At 41.5% G+C, this 16,096-nt stretch carries 19 protein-coding genes; 8 read left to right on the forward strand and 11 right to left on the reverse strand.

The window, feature by feature from the left end; genetic code table 11:
* The 5 genes from ACFSKO_RS16490 to ACFSKO_RS16510 form a co-directional block, all read left to right on the forward strand.
* Positions 1-260 (forward strand): D-Ala-D-Ala carboxypeptidase family metallohydrolase (locus ACFSKO_RS16490; RefSeq protein WP_380253649.1); only part of this gene is annotated, 260 nt, incomplete at its 5' end.
* A 17-nt stretch (positions 261-277) separates the two neighbouring features.
* Complete coding sequence (locus tag ACFSKO_RS16495) at positions 278-595, forward strand: hypothetical protein (protein ID WP_380253651.1); 318 nt, start codon at positions 278-280, stop codon at positions 593-595.
* Entirely contained in the window at positions 592-771 is a 180-nt protein-coding gene (locus ACFSKO_RS16500) for a hypothetical protein (RefSeq protein ID WP_380253653.1), read from the forward strand. Before ACFSKO_RS16495 ends, ACFSKO_RS16500 begins: the two co-directional genes overlap by 4 nt.
* Position 772: 1 nt before the next feature.
* Positions 773-1,186 (forward strand): DUF1353 domain-containing protein, encoded by a 414-nt coding sequence (locus ACFSKO_RS16505; RefSeq protein WP_380253655.1) that lies wholly within the window; start codon positions 773-775, stop codon positions 1,184-1,186.
* Positions 1,179-1,598 (forward strand): thermonuclease family protein, encoded by a 420-nt coding sequence (locus ACFSKO_RS16510; protein WP_380253657.1) that lies wholly within the window; start codon positions 1,179-1,181, stop codon positions 1,596-1,598. The genes ACFSKO_RS16505 and ACFSKO_RS16510 overlap by 8 nt, the downstream gene beginning before the upstream one ends.
* Before the next feature lie 314 nt (positions 1,599-1,912).
* On the opposite strand, the gene ACFSKO_RS16515 is transcribed toward ACFSKO_RS16510, so the two are convergent.
* Complete coding sequence (locus ACFSKO_RS16515; RefSeq protein WP_380253659.1) at positions 1,913-2,917, reverse strand: SDH family Clp fold serine proteinase; 1,005 nt, start codon at positions 2,915-2,917, stop codon at positions 1,913-1,915.
* A gap of 312 nt (positions 2,918-3,229) precedes the next feature.
* Between ACFSKO_RS16515 and ACFSKO_RS16520 the strand changes: the two genes are divergently transcribed.
* Both ACFSKO_RS16520 and ACFSKO_RS16525 read left to right on the forward strand, forming a co-directional pair.
* On the forward strand, positions 3,230-3,442 hold the full coding sequence (locus ACFSKO_RS16520; RefSeq protein WP_380253661.1) for a hypothetical protein: 213 nt from the start codon (positions 3,230-3,232) through the stop codon (positions 3,440-3,442).
* 159 nt (positions 3,443-3,601) lie between these two features.
* Positions 3,602-4,471, forward strand: a complete 870-nt coding sequence (locus ACFSKO_RS16525) for a tetratricopeptide repeat protein (RefSeq protein ID WP_380253663.1) — start codon at positions 3,602-3,604, stop codon at positions 4,469-4,471.
* A 377-nt stretch (positions 4,472-4,848) separates the two neighbouring features.
* Here the strand turns inward: ACFSKO_RS16525 and ACFSKO_RS16530 are convergent, their stop codons facing one another.
* The 8 genes from ACFSKO_RS16530 to ACFSKO_RS16565 all read right to left on the reverse strand — a co-directional run bounded on the left by ACFSKO_RS16530 (position 4,849) and on the right by ACFSKO_RS16565 (position 13,092).
* Positions 4,849-5,826 carry a type II secretion system F family protein gene (locus tag ACFSKO_RS16530; RefSeq protein ID WP_380253665.1) on the reverse strand — a complete coding sequence of 326 codons (978 nt, stop codon included), beginning with the start codon at positions 5,824-5,826 and terminating at the stop codon, positions 4,849-4,851.
* Positions 5,823-6,839: a type II secretion system F family protein gene (locus ACFSKO_RS16535; RefSeq protein ID WP_380253667.1), complete on the reverse strand. Its 1,017-nt coding sequence runs from the start codon at positions 6,837-6,839 to the stop codon at positions 5,823-5,825. The genes ACFSKO_RS16530 and ACFSKO_RS16535 overlap by 4 nt, the downstream gene beginning before the upstream one ends.
* Entirely contained in the window at positions 6,836-8,461 is a 1,626-nt protein-coding gene (locus ACFSKO_RS16540) for a CpaF family protein (RefSeq protein WP_380253669.1), read from the reverse strand. The genes ACFSKO_RS16535 and ACFSKO_RS16540 overlap by 4 nt, the downstream gene beginning before the upstream one ends.
* Complete coding sequence (locus tag ACFSKO_RS16545; protein ID WP_380253671.1) at positions 8,461-9,714, reverse strand: P-loop NTPase; 1,254 nt, start codon at positions 9,712-9,714, stop codon at positions 8,461-8,463. The genes ACFSKO_RS16540 and ACFSKO_RS16545 overlap by 1 nt, the downstream gene beginning before the upstream one ends.
* Positions 9,715-9,731: 17 nt before the next feature.
* Positions 9,732-10,463, reverse strand: coding sequence for a CpaD family pilus assembly lipoprotein (locus tag ACFSKO_RS16550; RefSeq protein ID WP_380253673.1), 732 nt, complete (start codon positions 10,461-10,463; stop codon positions 9,732-9,734).
* Positions 10,464-10,466: 3 nt separating this feature from the next.
* Complete coding sequence (locus tag ACFSKO_RS16555; protein WP_380253675.1) at positions 10,467-11,858, reverse strand: type II and III secretion system protein family protein; 1,392 nt, start codon at positions 11,856-11,858, stop codon at positions 10,467-10,469.
* Positions 11,858-12,742 carry a Flp pilus assembly protein CpaB gene (gene cpaB / locus ACFSKO_RS16560; RefSeq protein ID WP_380253677.1) on the reverse strand — a complete coding sequence of 295 codons (885 nt, stop codon included), beginning with the start codon at positions 12,740-12,742 and terminating at the stop codon, positions 11,858-11,860. The genes ACFSKO_RS16555 and cpaB overlap by 1 nt, the downstream gene beginning before the upstream one ends.
* A gap of 170 nt (positions 12,743-12,912) precedes the next feature.
* The gene (locus ACFSKO_RS16565) at positions 12,913-13,092 is read right to left on the reverse strand and encodes a Flp family type IVb pilin (protein WP_380253679.1); all 180 of its coding nucleotides are present in this window, start codon (positions 13,090-13,092) and stop codon (positions 12,913-12,915) included.
* Between the two features lie 331 nt (positions 13,093-13,423).
* On the opposite strand from ACFSKO_RS16565, the gene ACFSKO_RS16570 reads away from it, so the two are divergent.
* Positions 13,424-14,923: a cobyric acid synthase gene (locus ACFSKO_RS16570; RefSeq protein WP_380253681.1), complete on the forward strand. Its 1,500-nt coding sequence runs from the start codon at positions 13,424-13,426 to the stop codon at positions 14,921-14,923.
* Between the two features lie 29 nt (positions 14,924-14,952).
* Here the strand turns inward: ACFSKO_RS16570 and ACFSKO_RS16575 are convergent, their stop codons facing one another.
* Positions 14,953-15,642 (reverse strand): fumarylacetoacetate hydrolase family protein, encoded by a 690-nt coding sequence (locus tag ACFSKO_RS16575; protein WP_380253683.1) that lies wholly within the window; start codon positions 15,640-15,642, stop codon positions 14,953-14,955.
* A 43-nt stretch (positions 15,643-15,685) separates the two neighbouring features.
* Complete coding sequence (locus ACFSKO_RS16580) at positions 15,686-16,057, reverse strand: HesB/IscA family protein (protein ID WP_380253685.1); 372 nt, start codon at positions 16,055-16,057, stop codon at positions 15,686-15,688.
* Positions 16,058-16,096: the final 39 nt, after the last annotated feature.

Raw genomic sequence — 16,096 nt, forward strand, 5'->3', positions numbered from 1 at the left:
ACCAGTTTGGCCCGATGCGCATCACAAGCGGGTTTCGTTGCCCAAACCATCCAGAAGAGCGCAAGAAAAAACGTGGTGGCGCCCACTCTATCGGCCATGCGGCTGACATCTCTTACTCAAATGGATCACAGCTTTATATCCTGATAAGCCAAGCGCCGAGAGTTGGGATGAAAGGCATAGGCACCGGAAAGAGCTTTGTTCATCTGGACGATAAACACCCTTACTTAGATCGCGGCAACGGTGTCGCTTGGACGTACTGAAAAGGAGTACACTAACCATGAAACGCATATTGATGACAGTCGCTCTTGTAGCGGCTTTTTTTATGTCTGCTTGTACGACGCCAGCAGGCAACAAGCTCTCGACTGAACAGCAGGTGCAAATCACTTGTGAGGGCATTATCTCGACTGTTCGTATTCTGTCCGGATACCGTGCGGCCGGCCAATTGTCAGATCAGACGATCAAGACCGTATCTGACCTGATGCCGTCCACGGTCAAGCTTTGTTCTGGTGAGGTCACAGACTATGAGACAGCACTCCAAACCTTACAGGAAACCGCGTATATCCTCCTGACCGTCAAGAAAGGTGTAGAAGCATGAACCCCGCAACAATTGCAACTGTAAATGCCCTGATCGAAATCGGCCTGTTTACTTTCAAGTCTATCCGCGCAGTTCAGAACGGTGATAAAACGCCCGATGAAATTCGCGCAGAATGGAAGCCTATTTCTGCCAAGCTGGATGACGCTTGGGCAGAATGGGACGCGGCGGGGAAGTAGAATGGTGTTTTTCGTTCGTTATTCTTCCAACGACCCCATATTGCAATGGATATCAGCAAGACAGGTGTGGGTTCTTATCGAGCCTATTACCGTGTCCTTTGTGCTGGACGATAATGAGCGGCGATCCTTTACCGTGCCAACTGGATTTGGCACGGATCTCGCCTCAATTCCTCGCTTGTTACGCTGGCTTATCCCTCAAATCGGAGGGCAGAACCTACCAGCAGTAGCTCATGATTGGTGCTACCGCGATCCGTCTATGCGGTGGCTAAGTAAAGACGATGCCGACCTACTATTCCGTGTTGGTATGGAACAAGCCGGGGTAGGGCGGTTACGTCGTACTCTCATGTATTCGGCGGTTAAATATTTTGGGGGCTGGAGTTATCAGACCATCAAAGATAAAAGAGAGAATGCTTAAATCTCTTAAACTCTCCCTAATCGCTCTCATGGTATCAGCACCCGCCTTAGCTGACGGGCTTACCGTTCCTGCAGACGTTCTTTCCGTTTATGACGGCGATACCTTCAAGGCACAGGCGCACCCTTGGCCGGGAATGACTATGAAAGTCTCTATCCGTGTAAACGGAGTTGATACTCCCGAGATTAGGGGGAAGTGCCAAGCTGAAAAAGATACAGCCATTGCGGCCCGAGATTACGTGCGCGAAGTTCTTGGTGAATCAGTGATACTCAAAAACGTCAAGCGTGGTAAGTACGCCGGGCGTGTCGTCGCTGATGTGTATCTGGAAGACGGACGCAATCTGACAGAGCTTTTAATTGCTGCTGGATTGGGTCGAAAGTACAGCGGTGGGAAACGGTCGGGGTGGTGTGGTTGACCATATCGTTGACGCCAACTAAATGATGCCTCGCTTCGGCGGGGCTCTTTTTTTTGTCTGGATTACAGGTAAAGAAAAACCCCGCTGTGAGGGCGGGGTTATTGTTGTGATTCAAATCAATATTTATGGATATGATTTTGTGCCGCCTTGAACATTTGATAAATCCAAGTACGGTAAATTAGCATCAAACAGTTGATTTTCTATCATCGTGATATAAGCATCTGGAGATACCGAAGGCGATATGCCAACTCCTTGAGATGCGGATGTCTCAGATTTGATATAACTAGTATCCGATGAATTAGTGTCAGCATAAATCACAGTCTTATCCATCCTTCAAATTCCCTGTTGTCTTGAATTAATTGGGTCACCAAACCATTGGGGGCAGGTTGATTATCAACTCTTGTAAATGTCCCTTTAGATACAAAGTGATCTGGCTCTTTTGCAGTACTCTCAACAATTAATCTAGTAAACTGATAGTCACCCTTACCGTCTTCGTCAAGATAATTCACAGGATTCAATGGGTTTCTTAGTTCCATATCCTCTGTGAAATTACCATATAAACTCTTAACGATTCCATAAAATTCTTGAGTTGGATTTTCAATATTTAATCCAAGATTTTTCGCTTCTCGTCTGTTTATGGTGTAATCATGGCTACCTGTTTCTGAGCACAAGAATGAGACAATCTGATCAATTTTCATAGAATCTTTTACTTGTTTTTTTAGTAACTCAGTGCCGAGTAATCTTATTTGTGATCGAGATCTGTAAATTTGACCGAGGATTAATGGATGCACTTGGTTGGAAAATTGGGTGAAAATTTGCGCAAGAGCATCATCGCTTTTCATACCGAGTTCTTCAGTTGCAATATTTAGGTAACCCTGCACGGCTTCTACACTTACTGGGTACTTTGCATTAGGAGCCGCTCCTGGGATTTGAGGGTTCATTGGGCTGTTAACACTTGGATCGATAGGGCCTAAAACAGCCTGCTTTGTCATTACGATATTATCAGCACCCAAGGCTATTATTGTCCCAGAGCTTAGAGATTTGCTTGGGATAATAACCTCAAGCTTTTCGCTGAAAATATGAAGAAGATTGACTAGACGCCAAGCAGCAGCGGTATCTCCTCCGTTTGTGTGCAAAATAAGAGATATTTTCTCGGTAGGCCCAATTGCATCTAAATGGTCTACAAAGATGTCGTGTACATCTTTAGCTATCTGAGTTTCGAGCCCCGGTCTATCCCCGGTAACGTATAGTATTGCTTTGGATCCACGTTGTTCTTCAATTGTTTTTAGTATTTCGAGGCGTTCAGTATGGTCTGCCAAGTTTTTTTATCCCTGAAAATAAACACACATTTTTTATGTGATAGTTACATTCAAAGTTGAGACGCGCAATAGTTGTTATTTAATTTTGAAGACTATAAATTACGGGATAAAACGCACTCTTCCGTGAAGAAATTATATTTTCCACAACTGAGTTTTGAAATTCATAACAAAACTTCTGGTATCACGTGATACCACCCTCTTGACCAACTCTTAACATGTTCTCTATACGTTCTCATTATGGCACACTCTTCATATGGCACCCCCTACCAGCCGACATATAAATTCACCGTCTACGACCACACTGGCAGGATTGTGAAAAAGGAAGTGTTTGATAAAGTCGATATGGAACGGCCCGCCCTTGAATATGCGTATCGGTTATTGGAAGAACACACCCGAGACGGCCTTAGTGGTATGGTCGGCATTACCGGTCCGAACCTGCACAAAGTCATCTACAAAAACCAAGGCGATCTTGAGCCAACGGAATCTGAAAACGACGAGGGGATTGGTTGGGCGGATTGGGAATAACGTATAGTTTACAAAAACTAGGCTCGTATAGGGGTTTTTGAGCTAAAGTTTACAGTTATCTATTTGTTAATAAAAGAAATTTTCTTAACTAAAGGTTAAGTAGATTACTTGTATGTTACGATAACTGTAATTTACAAGCTTCAGGACGGAGGAATTGGTATGACCTTGGTTTATATCAAAAGAATGATACTCCTTATGGGAATAGCGTTCATGTTGTCGGGTTGTTCCTATATTAACGATTTTTCTAACGTGGTTGGAGCTTCTATTAAAGTTGATTCTGTCGCTCAAGGAAGTACGTCGATAGAGACTGAAGAGCTTGATGAAGAGACGGCTCAAATTTATAAGATCGCTGAAGAAACATATAGACGAGGTGATGTTAGAACAGCCATTGGTCTCTATCAGAGAGCTTTTGAGCTGAGTCCTCATAATCCTCAGCCGATGCTACGGGTTGGGGAAATTTTGAGCGACCATGGTGAACCTCTGGCTGCTGGGCAGGCGTATCGTCAAGTTTTAGTCGTTGACCCCCTTAATGTAGAGGCCAAACGCGGTTTGGGTATTACGTTTATGAAACGAGGTCAAACTGATCTTGCAATTGAACAATTTGCAGATGGCTTGGCGATTGAAAAAAATACGAAACTGTTGAATGTTATGGGTGTTGCTTATGATCAAAAGGGTGAACGACAAACTGCCCAACGCTACTATTTAGAAGGGTTAGAACTTGATCAAAACAACCTCTCTCTACGTAGTAACTATGGGTTGTCGATGGCCTATCAAGGCCGACATAATGAAGCTATTGCTATGCTTTACCCTTTATCTAAAGAACCCGCTGCAACAGTTCGGCACAGGCAATTATTGGCAATGGCCTATTCTTTAGCTGGTGATTTTGACGCTGCAGAGCAGACAACACGTATTGATATGGATGATGTAGATGTTGCAAAGAGAATGCGCTATTTTCATTCCCTTCAATCGGCTGAGCCATCTTATGCGGAAAAAATTGACATCATTGAAATTGAGTCTCTTCCACAGTAAGTGCCTCACTTGTATTGGCGAGGTTTTTTAAGTAGGAAGTGTGAGGTTGCGATCCTGTATTTTTATCGATTTGTATTGGATTTTTAATTTCCAAAAATTGATTAAGTTCTCCGACTTCAGTCGGATAGATATGCAATCAGGCGCCAACGGCGCTCATTAGACAGAACCCTCTGACTTTAGTCGGAGGAGATTCAGTACCTATTTTCTTACCAGAGGCGATGCTCAGGGCTTGGAAAAGTTCTTAGATCTAAAGGCCTTGAGGGTAAGTAAGGCTGTTTTCAAATGCGACGGTAAACAGCACAGAACAAACGGTTTTGAATGTATATCGACAGTTATATCCAAAGCCGACCTCGACTTAAACTGATAATTATTCAACATTACATTGCGGAAAGAGCATCAACCGTTCGCATTACTGCTGGTCCGAGTAATACGATGAATAGGGGGGGCAAGATAAAAATAATCATGGGTACGGTCATGATGGCGGGTAGTCTCGCTGCTTTTTCTTCTGCTTTTAAAAGGCGCTCATGCCTTAATTCTGCGCTCATAACTCTGAGGGACTGGGAAAGTGGCGTACCAAATTTTTCAGACTGAATGAGCGCATTTACAAGACTGCGCATCATTGGGATATCTACACGGGCAGCAAGGTTAGCCAGGGCTTTGTTTCTTTCTGGCAGAAAGCCAAGTTCAAGTGATGTAAGTGAGAGCTCATCTGCAAGTTCTGGAGCAACAGCAATCATTTCTTTTGAAACTCTGGTAAAAGCTGCATCTAAACTTAGTCCTGCTTCTGTACAGATTACCATGAGATCTAAGCCATCAGGTAAGGCTTTTTTGACGAGATCGTGTCGCTTAGTTATTGAGTTCTTGAGCAAAATGTCGGGTATTTTTGCTCCAATAACTGTTGCTGTTATTGTGACTAGAGTTTTAGCCATTGGTTCTAGATCCACAGCTTTGAGGACATAGACATATACATAAGCGACAGTGGCGGCTACGATAGGGGCTATTAGTTTATAAAAAAGCAACCGGTAGAGAGCTTCTGGAGTTCTTTTTCCCGCTTGTGACAAAGCAAAAGCCAATTTTTCGGCTTGCTCATTTTTCAAAAGTTTAAAGAACTCAACGACCCGCTTCATTTGGTTTGTTGAGTTACCCGTTAATTTCTTTCTTTGAATTGGGTTAAGATAATCGCCACGCATACTTTCTCTAAGCGTTGACATCTCTTTGACCTTCTTACTGCTGGGGTCGGTTTCAAGCAGGGAATACCAAACAGCTATGCATATCATAAACACAGACAAACCAGCAGCCAGAATTAAAAATTCATCTTCTGTGAAACTTGTTGATATAAAATCTGATAAATTCATATTTCGAATTTCACCATTTTATACATTACAGCACAGCCTAAGACGATCATGAAAAGGCCAATTGCAACAGCTATTTGTCCACGGTCATCGGTGAACAATTCTGTCGCATACCCTTGGTTCATCATGTAGATAATCATGTACATAATAAACGGCAAAGATCCAATAATATACGCCGATGCTTTCGCTTCAGAGGACATTGCTTTTATTTTGAGTTTCATTTGCTTACGTTTACGCAAAATGTCGGAAAGATTGGCTAGGGTTTCGGCTAAATTACCACCGGTTTCAGTTTGTATAGATAAGGCAACAGTAAAGAATTGAAATTCTTGTAAGCCAAGTCGTTTTTGAGCTTTATTTAACTCTTCAGGTAATTTGCCGCCAATTTTTACACCGTCGGTAACTGCTGTAAATTCAGTACCAACTGGATCAGGAAACTCTTCCCCTGCATTTTTTATACACTCTGTAATGGGTAATCCGGCTTTTAAACCTCTGACCATAAGATCAATTGCATCAGGGAAAATACTGATAAACTTGTTGTGTCGTCTATTTTTTAAAATAAGGAGTCCTAAGTGAGGCGATCCCAACCCAATTGCTATGCTTGAGATTATGACGACAGCTAATGGAACAGCTAAACTTATCTTAATTATCGCAAATGAGCAGATTGCGATTAATATTGAAATAATTAAGAGACGACCTAAGTTCGGTTGCAAACCAGCCCGATGCATTTTTTCCCTTAATAATTCTGGCCGAGGGGTTAGGCCGTTAATTATTTTATCTAAGGTCGCATTACCGCTGCCATTTTCTTTTCTGCGAATATTTATTTGAGAAAGAGGGATACCGCTCTTTTTTCCAGCAGAAAGAAGAACTTTTTCAATTCGTTCTTTTGTTGTGTCTTTTGAAGGGCGAAAAATATAATAAAGGAGAACTAAAAGAATAAAGACGAAAGCTGTTATTATTACAATTAGACTTGAGTTAGAAATCTCTCCACTTTGAATATTCTGAAATAGTTCTATCATCCCATAGCACTCATTAAATGCTTACCAAGACTGAAATACTCAGCTTTTGGCATGAAAAATGGTCTTAGCCCAGTAGATGTGAATTCACCATAGAGATTTCCGTTTTCATCTTCACCTTTAAAATCAAATGTAAAGAGATCTTGAGTTGTTACAACGTCTCCTTCCATTCCGATTACTTCGGTAATGTGCGTAATTCTTCGCATACCATCTCTCATACGGGAGACCTGTATGATCATGTCCAATGCATCAGCTATTTGGGTCCTTACAGCTTTTGCTGGAAGGTTGATTCCTGCCATGCCAACCATGTTTTCTAGGCGCGTTAGAGCTTCACGGGGACGGTTGGCGTGAACAGTACCGAGTGACCCATCGTGACCTGTATTCATTGCCTGAAGCATATCTACAGCTTCAGACCCACGTATCTCACCCAGAATAATTCTATCTGGGCGCATTCGGAGGGAGTTTTTTACCAAATCTCGCATGGTGATCGCGCCTTCCCCTTCAAGATTGGGAGGACGGGTTTCCAAGCGTACTACATGAGGTTGTTGTAGTTGTAGTTCGGCAGCATCTTCGATTGTTACGATGCGCTCGCCGTGGTCAATCATTTGTGACAAGGCATTGAGTAGTGTTGTCTTACCTGAACCAGTACCACCGGAAATAAGGATGTTTAGGCGGCTTCTAGAGGCAATCTTCATTACTGTTGCCATATCTGCTGAAATATTGTTTTGCTTTTTCATAATATCGAGAGTGATACTTTGAGCAGCAAACTTCCTGATGGAAATAGACGATCCGTCGATGGCGAGTGGCGGGATAATAATATTAACACGGCTGCCATCTGCAAGTCGTGCGTCGCATAAAGGGGTTGTTTCATCGACACGACGCCCTACATGAGCCACGATACGTCGTGCTATATTCATAACATGATCGTTGTCTCTAAACTTCACATCAGTAAGCTGTAATTTTCCGCCCTTTTCCACGTATACTTGGTTAGGTCCATTTACCAATATATCGGTCACGCCTTCGTCTGCTAATAGGGGTTCAAGAGGGCCGAGGCCAAGCATGTCAGCAAGGATAAGTTCTATGACGGCTGCTTTTTCTGGGGCATTTAGGCGAAGCTTATCTTCAAAAAGAATTTCCCCTACGATTTCACCAAGTTGGCTTGACAGTTCGTCTTTCGGTAGTTTTGAGGCTGCAGAAATATCTAGCCGATCCATCACTTTGGGTTGAATTATGGATTTTGCTTTTTCAACTGTTTCAGATGCCGTTGATGCTTGGATGTCTGTTTTTTTTGGTTGTGATTGAGGTCGATTTGATGGATGAGGTCTTTTTTCAAAATTGGCAAGTGAAGCTACAGGAATTATTTCTGTATCTGGTTTTTGATTTTTTTCTGTATCCTCAACATACCAGTTGATTAGTTCAGTTATCAAAGTACGTCTTTGTAAAAGATTGAGTGGGCTGCTTCTTCGTTCTAGCTCTTCTGTAATTGTATGCCCAATTTTTAAACTTAATTCAGGTCTGGACATCACGGCAATAGTTTGGCCGGAAAGGCTTGATTTTAATAGCGCTTTTAATTGGTCAGCTTGTCCAGGATCTGTATCTTTATTATTTTCTAATTTTTCGTGCATTATTTTATGCCAATGATTTTTAACCAAGGGGCCTTTTTACCAATAGATGTAGAAGGATCATCTTCTGGAATAAGTTCATTTGCCAAGGCAAATAAAGCTTTCGACATTTTGGATTTTGTTTCAAGAGCAACAACTGGCTTTCCATTATTTGCAGCCCTTATCGCCAGTTTGTTATCTTCAGGAATGTTGGCGGTCACTTTTATTCCAAGTGCTTTCTCAAACTCCCCAGGAGACATAGCTGTATGTTGGCCACCCGTTTTATTTGCTACTATATGTATTTTACATTCCGAATTAATCGTCTTTATTGCGCTATGAGTTCTGATTGTATCTCTCAAGCTTGGTAAGCTATAATCCGTTACGAGAACAATAGTGCCAGCCTCTGAAAGTATGCTTTTCCTTAACTTCACGGCCGATCTCGGTGCATCGACTATGAGTTGTTGATACTCTCGCGCCAGAGATTCCATTAGAATGGCAATGCCATCATGTGTAAAAATAACGTCGTCACTTAAGTTTTCTTCTGTGGCCATTACGGCAAGATTATTTGACAGTTTAGCTGTAGTGCTAGAAATGAACAGACTATCAAGCCGTTCGGGGTTTTCAAGAGCCTCGCGAAGTCCTCTTGTTGGCTCAACGTCAAGGGCTAGGGCAATTGTACCGAATTCAATGTCCATATCGAGTAAGGCCGTTCTTATCGATTGTTCTTCAGCAAATATCCAGCCGAGATTTACAGCTATTGTACTTGTACCTATTCCACCTCTTGCACCGATCACGACTATTTTGTTGTTATACGTATCTAGAATTGGTTCATTTGAATTGAATAGGATCTCGTCTTCTTTGTCGGCTTTGTGTATTGCTGCGAGCAAGACTTTTTCTGTTAAGGGCTTTAGTAAATAATCTGAGACGCCAATTTCAATCATTTCACGATAAAAACCAATGTCATTTACCGATCCAACTGCGATAGCTTTAGTCTTTTCGGGAAGAGCGGTAATAAGGGAGAAAATTGATGTTGCTGCGGATAACTCATCACTTCCAATATCAATGATTAAATAGCTAGGAGGGGAATTTTCAATAAGATAGGACATTGCATCATGACACCCCCCATCCCTTACTTCTGCAGGTAAGCCAAGTTGTTTAGCAACAGATAGTGCGACATCATGTGTTTGCCCGTCACTGACGAAGCCGACCATTACTGGCGCTGAATCTAAATCACTGTCCAGGTCACCAAATATATCGTCAACATTATTTGTTGGCATTGTTGTGTTTTGTCCCTTTATTCAGAACTACTTGATGTTACACCAGTCGTATCAAGTGGCGTAACTTTTCCTGTTCTATATCTATCAATGCCTAGAGTGACTGCCGTTGAGTCCGCCGATGACATTGCCCGAGTTCCGTCTAAAGCATCTGGACTTACGACCATATTTGCGAGGTTAACTTCTTGTACGCAGCCAAACATCTGTCTTGAAGGGCGTGTTCCTGTTGGGTGCGGGGGGATCTCGCAATCAGGGGAAACGATCATCTTCCGGTGTATCATTACTGCTGCATTATGTTGATTTGAGTCTAGTATCGCTATTGGTGTGGATGATTTTTTACTTTTGAAACCTATTTCTTGTAGTGAAAGTTTGATTCTGGATATTGCATTTTCTGAATCATCCGTAGTTGCCCCTGTTTTATTGCGTAGCCCGTCAAGAAGGATCGTATCAGATGAGTCGATATTGTAGGCTTGGATGAAATCTTGGAGCTCTTTATTTAACCTTGAGGTTTCGACATAACCTGATGGGATCATAAAGCCTTCGGAGGCAATGTAGCTATATGTCCTTGCTCTAGATGAGGTCGGTAATGGGCGCCAACTACCTGTGTTTAATAAATTTCTCCCTGCTTGTATAGTTTGATCAAAAGGGTTGGTTACTTTAAATTCTTGTTGTTCTGTACAGGCAGTAAGTAGTGATATTACGACAATGGGGACGTAGTATACATTCTTGGAACAAATATTCAAAATCGACATAGATTACTCCACGATAAAGGTGGGTTCTGAGGTTTTTACTTGTTGTGTCGAATAGGTTGTTTTGTTTACGTCATTTTTTTGTTCTTTAGCTAATTTTGGTGGGGCTACAGTTTCATTTATTTGAGATACATAAGGGTCTGTTGGGAGAGGGATCGGGGAGTTGGTTGGTTTAACAATATAAGGAGTCACAACGATAACAAGCTCACTCTCGCTATTTTGAAAACGTTCACTTTTAAAAAGGCGACCAAGTATTGGTAGATCTCCTAGGCCAGGAACTTTGTTGTTAACCTGTGTCTGATTGTTAAGAATAAGTCCTGCAATGGCAAAACTTTGTCCTGAACCGAGATCTACAGTTGTTTCAACACGTCTGGTTGAAAGTGCGGGTATTTCAACACCACCCAAAGTAACAGCACCATCAGAAGAAAGTTGACTTACTTCCGGTCTAACCCTTAAGGAAATTCTATTTTCACCAACAATTGTTGGAGTAAATGCGAGGCTTACGCCAAATTCTTTAAATTCGATTATTATGCTTCTTAAACCATCAGAAATTTCTGAGCCGATTGGGACAGGAAATTCGCCGCCAGCTAAAAACGTCGCTGTTTCACCGGAGACGGCTGTTAAGTTGGGTTCGGCCAAAATTGTTACCAATTCATCTTGGGCGAGGGCATCTATTAAAACATTTAAGTTGAAATATTTACCAATACTAGATGTCACACCCAAAAAATTTGGAGGACTTGTCGCAAGTACAGTGGAAGTTGTTGTGCTTAATGAAACGTTTGAGAGGCCATCGTTGAAATTACTACCTGTCCAGTTAAAACCAAATTGTTCAAGTACATCATTTCTGACCTCGGCAATTCGCACTCTAAGATGGATTTGATCAGAAGCTTTAATGGACATCTGAGTAATGACGTTCTCAGATTCTGGATCAATAAAACGAAGGGCTAGCCTTCTTGCATTATCAACATCCGTAGCATTGTTAACTTCTCCAGTTAAAAGAATACCATTATTTATTGAGTGTATCTCAATGTTATTGTTTGGAATGGCCTGATCTATTGCTTTTTTAAGTGATTCTATATTGTGGTTTACTTTTATGGGAATACTTGCAAGCACTTGATCGTTATTACCAATTGCAAATAAACTTGTTGTTCCTGCTTTGCGACCAAATACATAGACTAATTTTGTGGACTTGACGTTTAAGTCTGCAATTTCTGGGTTGGCTATAAAAATATTTGAAGCAGACTTGGGTAGTTTAATAAGTTTTCCCTCACCAATTTCTATTTCCATCTGGTCAGAATCAGCCTCAATCGTTTGGAAAGATTGAGAAGAAACAGATTTAAAGGATAGTAGGATAAGTATCAGGGTTAATGAGAGAACAGCTTGAAAGTTAACCTTCATTAGTTGCCCCCGATTATGACTGAAGAGTTGCCTCTGGAAATCACCAATGTATTGCCTGCTGGACTAGCGCTTTTAACGAGTGCTTCTGTTGCTTCGTAGTCCCAAGTGTAACTATCTCCCTTGGAAGGGCTTCCATCTTCAGCGATGTCACCTGTTTCAATAAGTATTTGTAATTCTTCTTCGTCTTTTGCAAGTGGTCTAAGGGCTAACGATATTTTGCCCCAAATTGCAGATACAGATACAATTTCAACTTGAGACGGGGTGAGTTCTACGGTCACTGTTTTAGCACCAGCATTCGTTTTTCCTGATTCTGTTTCTAAAGATGTTCCAAGGGCAAGAACTCTTACATTTGTAAGGATAGTTTCGCTTACTCTGCGTTTATCTTTACTATCTTCATCATTTTTGATTGTCATTGATGAAATCATATCGACCCGGTCACCTGGATAAACGAGCCCACTTACACTTGTTTCGCTCGATATATTAACTGAAAGTGCTCTGTGTCCAGGCTTTAAAACCGCGGCCAGAAAGCCTCTTTCTCCAGGACTAACCAATTTTTTAATATTTATTGGTTCTCCAGCAGGGATACCGGTCCGTGAAACACGTCCGTTTAATTCTTCAATTTTAAATTTTTCTTTTGTTAAGTGATGATCTGAAACAAAATTTTCGGGCCAAGACTGCCAAGCAAAATCGTTCTCATTTACGAATTTACCAATTGGAATGTCTTTTTTTGCCGTCAGGATTTGAAGCTCAGCTTGTGGCTTTACAGCTATGGTTTGGCCTGATTGTACAGTGCGTTTGTTTGCTTTTAACCAGTTGTTGGCTACATAAGCTGTACCGCCGCTTAACATCAAGGCAATAAGTATTAGAATTATTCGTTTGGCCATCATAGGCTAATGGTAGGGCAATAGGGTAAACGTTTTGTAAAAATTTTGATTTCTAGCAACTTTATATAATTAATGAATGAGCGGAAAATTGAAGTTGCAAAGTTTTTTAATATAACAAAAAAAGCTGGCTCATTTGAGCCAGCTTTTTTTGAACGTAATTTGAATGCTGTTTATGGAGCAACAGCAGTAGTAAGCTCTGTATCAACCTTACCGAAAATAGCTACGAGTGAATCACCCATGCTTCCAAGTGCGGTAATAGCTGCAACGGATACCAAAGCGGCAATTAGACCGTACTCAATAGCTGTCGCACCAGAATCGTCAGTGATAAAAGATTTAATAAACTTGCTCATTGTAGGCTCCTATTCCTCTATTTGAACTTGGGGTTATTATGAAGGCTAACTGTTAACAAATAGTAAATGGAAAAATTAATATTTAAAAATATAAGAATAGATGTATTTAATATTATAGAAATGATATTTGTTAAAGTAATCGTATATTAAATTTATATTTATACTTAATGCATTTAAAATTTTATATAAAATATAAAGCTATATATTCACATTGGGTAAAAGGATATGAGGGTTATTTCCCAGCTTGGATATTTTTCAATATAAATGTATGTAAGCCCTGTTGATTTCCTCGAGAAATAATATTTTGAGAAGTTTTAAAGGTGATAAGCAATTGACAGTAGCGATCATGTTTCAGGGAACTGGCTCAGATGTGGGTAAATCTTTGTTGGTAGCAGGTTTGGCACGCGCTTTGGCGAACCGTGGTTTAAGTGTTAGACCCTTTAAACCTCAAAATATGTCCAATAATGCTGCGGTTACACCTGATGGTGGGGAGATTGGACGCGCCCAAGCCTTGCAAGCAAGAGCTTGTCGTATTGAGCCATCTACCGACATGAACCCGATCTTATTAAAACCACAAACCGACCTTGGATCTCAAGTGATTGTTCAGGGGAAAATTTGGGGAAATACGAATACTAACAATTATTGGCAAAAACGGCATGAGTTGATGCCGATCGTCCTCGAAAGTTTTAGTCGTCTAGCAAAAGGGGCGGACATTGTTTTGGTTGAGGGAGCGGGCAGTCCTGCTGAAATAAACCTTCGTTCAGGCGATATTGCAAATATGGGCTTTGCAGAGGCTGCCGATATTCCAGTAATTCTTATTGGGGATATTGATAGAGGTGGGGTCATTGCTTCTATTGTTGGAACAGGCGAACTCATCCAACCTCAGGAGAAAAAGCGCATAAAAGGTGTTTTGATAAATAAGTTTCGAGGTGACCTTAATTTATTTGAACCGGGGATACGGGTTATAGAAGAAAAAAGTGGTTTTCCCTCGCTCGGAGTTGTTCCTTTCTTTAAACAGGCCCGTAAATTGCCTGATGAAGATGCTGTGAGTGTTCAGTCTAAACAAAGACCGGTAATAAAGGAGAGTGACAAGAAGGGGCTCGACGAGAAAATTTTCATATCGGTATTGTTAATCTCTCGGATTTCAAATTTTGATGACTTTGATCCTTTAATTGCAGAGCCTGATGTGGAACTTACTTTTATTCACCCGGGAGATGTCATTCCTGCAAGTACTGATCTGATTATTCTTCCTGGATCGAAAGCAACTATTTCTGACCTTCTATTCCTTAGAGAGCAAGGGTGGGATATTGATATTGCGGCTCATGTTCGAAGGGGAGGGCATGTGCTTGGGATATGTGGTGGTTATCAAATGATGGGCCGCATGATTTCTGACCCTGACGGTATTGAAGGAGATGTCCGATCAATAGATGGTCTCAATTTGTTATCTGTTGATACTGTGCTCACATCGAAAAAGACACTAACGAAAGTATCCGGCATTGACCATTTAAGCGGCGAAGGTGTCTTTGGGTATGAAATGCATGTTGGCATTACGACCATCCTCAGTAGTGCGCTTCACACTACAGCAATGCTTAATCTGGAAGGAATTGATGACGGGGTGTGTACTAACGGAGGAAGGATATCGGGGTGCTATGTACACGGGTTATTTTCATCTGATAGCTACAGATCTGCTTTTTTATCTAGGATAAAAAACAGAGAGGCAAGTTCAGTTTCGTTTGAGAACGAAATTGACCAGACACTTGACGCCCTTGCTCAGCACATAGAAGAATCAGTAGATATTGATCAAATACTGATTCTGGCCGGTTACAAGTAGATATTAAATTATAGTCGTATGTGACTATGTTAAATTACTTTGAAGGTAAGATTTTCAAGGCCATCAATTTGACACTCTATTTCATCGTCCACATTGATCGCGCCTACACCGGCTGGTGTGCCTGTCATGATGATATCGCCGGAACGTAATTCGAACAACCGACTAAGGTGGTAAATGATATTCTCCACTGACCATATCATATCACCCAGAGTGGCTTTTTGTTTTATTTCACCATTTACAGATAAAGTGATTTCAGCCGAAGCGAGGAGGGACTGACTATTATCAGCAAGAGTAATGCTTCCGCAAGGTGCAGAATTGTCAAAACTTTTAGCAACATCCCAAGGGTGGCGTTTGTCTTTACAAACTTTTTGTAAATCACGTCTGGTCAGATCTACTCCAACGGCATAACCATAGATGTGCGCATTGGCAGTGTCTGGTGTAATATTTTTTCCACCCTTCTTCAGCGCGACAACCAATTCAACTTCATGGTGAAGATCTGTAGTCGCACTTGGGTAAGGGACATTATTTCCGTTTAGCACCAGTGTTTCAGCAGGTTTGATGAAAAACATCGGTGTTTCGGATTCAGGGTTTTCGCCCATTTCTTTCGCATGATCAGCATAATTTCTACCAACACAGAAGATGCGTCGAACGGGGAAAAGTTCATCGGAATCAGTAACCGGAAGCGTTACAATGGGGGCGGGTGGAAAAGCGTAAGTCATAGTTTGCTCGTCGAGAGAGGGAGATTACGAAACTAAAGGGAGTTTATGTGATGAGTTCGGCTTTATTACTCTCCGGAGCAACATGAAAACTCTCGCCACACCCACATCGACCAGCTTCATTTGGATTATTAAAGACAAACGAACTTTGGAATTTGTCTGTTACAAAGTCCATCTCGCAACCGATTAAATACATAACGGCTGTAGGTTCAATAAAAATCTTCACACCTTTATCTTCAACGATGTCTTCAAATTTCTTTTGTTCTTTCGCATATTCGACGACATAGCTAAGTCCTGAGCAACCTTTGGTGCTGATACCTACGCGAAGACCGAGGACAGCATCATCGGTGTTTTGATCCATTAGGCTTTTCACGCGTGCAGCGGCTGCATCTGTTAGGGTGATGAGTTTGGGCATCATCGGCTTTATATCTCTTCGTCAATACGATTTAAGGGAACA

Origin of the sequence: Kiloniella antarctica, assembly GCF_042682825.1 — a bacterium.
Lineage (GTDB): Bacteria > Pseudomonadota > Alphaproteobacteria > Kiloniellales > Kiloniellaceae > Kiloniella > Kiloniella antarctica.

Excerpts from the sequence above, each read along its gene's own strand:
- ACFSKO_RS16495 (WP_380253651.1), top strand. The coding sequence starts at position 278 with ATGAAACGCATATTGATGACAGTCGCTCTTGTAGCGGCTTTTTTTATG.
- ACFSKO_RS16550 (WP_380253673.1), bottom strand. The coding sequence starts at position 10,463 with ATGTCGATTTTGAATATTTGTTCCAAGAATGTATACTACGTCCCCATT.
- ACFSKO_RS16555 (WP_380253675.1), bottom strand. The coding sequence starts at position 11,858 with ATGAAGGTTAACTTTCAAGCTGTTCTCTCATTAACCCTGATACTTATC.
- ACFSKO_RS16575 (WP_380253683.1), bottom strand. The coding sequence starts at position 15,642 with ATGACTTACGCTTTTCCACCCGCCCCCATTGTAACGCTTCCGGTTACT.
- ACFSKO_RS16580 (WP_380253685.1), bottom strand. The coding sequence starts at position 16,057 with ATGATGCCCAAACTCATCACCCTAACAGATGCAGCCGCTGCACGCGTG.
- ACFSKO_RS16535 (WP_380253667.1), bottom strand. The coding sequence starts at position 6,839 with ATGATAGAACTATTTCAGAATATTCAAAGTGGAGAGATTTCTAACTCA.
- ACFSKO_RS16500 (WP_380253653.1), top strand. The coding sequence starts at position 592 with ATGAACCCCGCAACAATTGCAACTGTAAATGCCCTGATCGAAATCGGC.
- ACFSKO_RS16525 (WP_380253663.1), top strand. The coding sequence starts at position 3,602 with ATGACCTTGGTTTATATCAAAAGAATGATACTCCTTATGGGAATAGCG.
- cpaB (WP_380253677.1), bottom strand. The coding sequence starts at position 12,742 with ATGGCCAAACGAATAATTCTAATACTTATTGCCTTGATGTTAAGCGGC.
- ACFSKO_RS16530 (WP_380253665.1), bottom strand. The coding sequence starts at position 5,826 with ATGAATTTATCAGATTTTATATCAACAAGTTTCACAGAAGATGAATTT.
- ACFSKO_RS16505 (WP_380253655.1), top strand. The coding sequence starts at position 773 with ATGGTGTTTTTCGTTCGTTATTCTTCCAACGACCCCATATTGCAATGG.
- ACFSKO_RS16510 (WP_380253657.1), top strand. The coding sequence starts at position 1,179 with ATGCTTAAATCTCTTAAACTCTCCCTAATCGCTCTCATGGTATCAGCA.
- ACFSKO_RS16565 (WP_380253679.1), bottom strand. The coding sequence starts at position 13,092 with ATGAGCAAGTTTATTAAATCTTTTATCACTGACGATTCTGGTGCGACA.
- ACFSKO_RS16545 (WP_380253671.1), bottom strand. The coding sequence starts at position 9,714 with ATGCCAACAAATAATGTTGACGATATATTTGGTGACCTGGACAGTGAT.
- ACFSKO_RS16540 (WP_380253669.1), bottom strand. The coding sequence starts at position 8,461 with ATGCACGAAAAATTAGAAAATAATAAAGATACAGATCCTGGACAAGCT.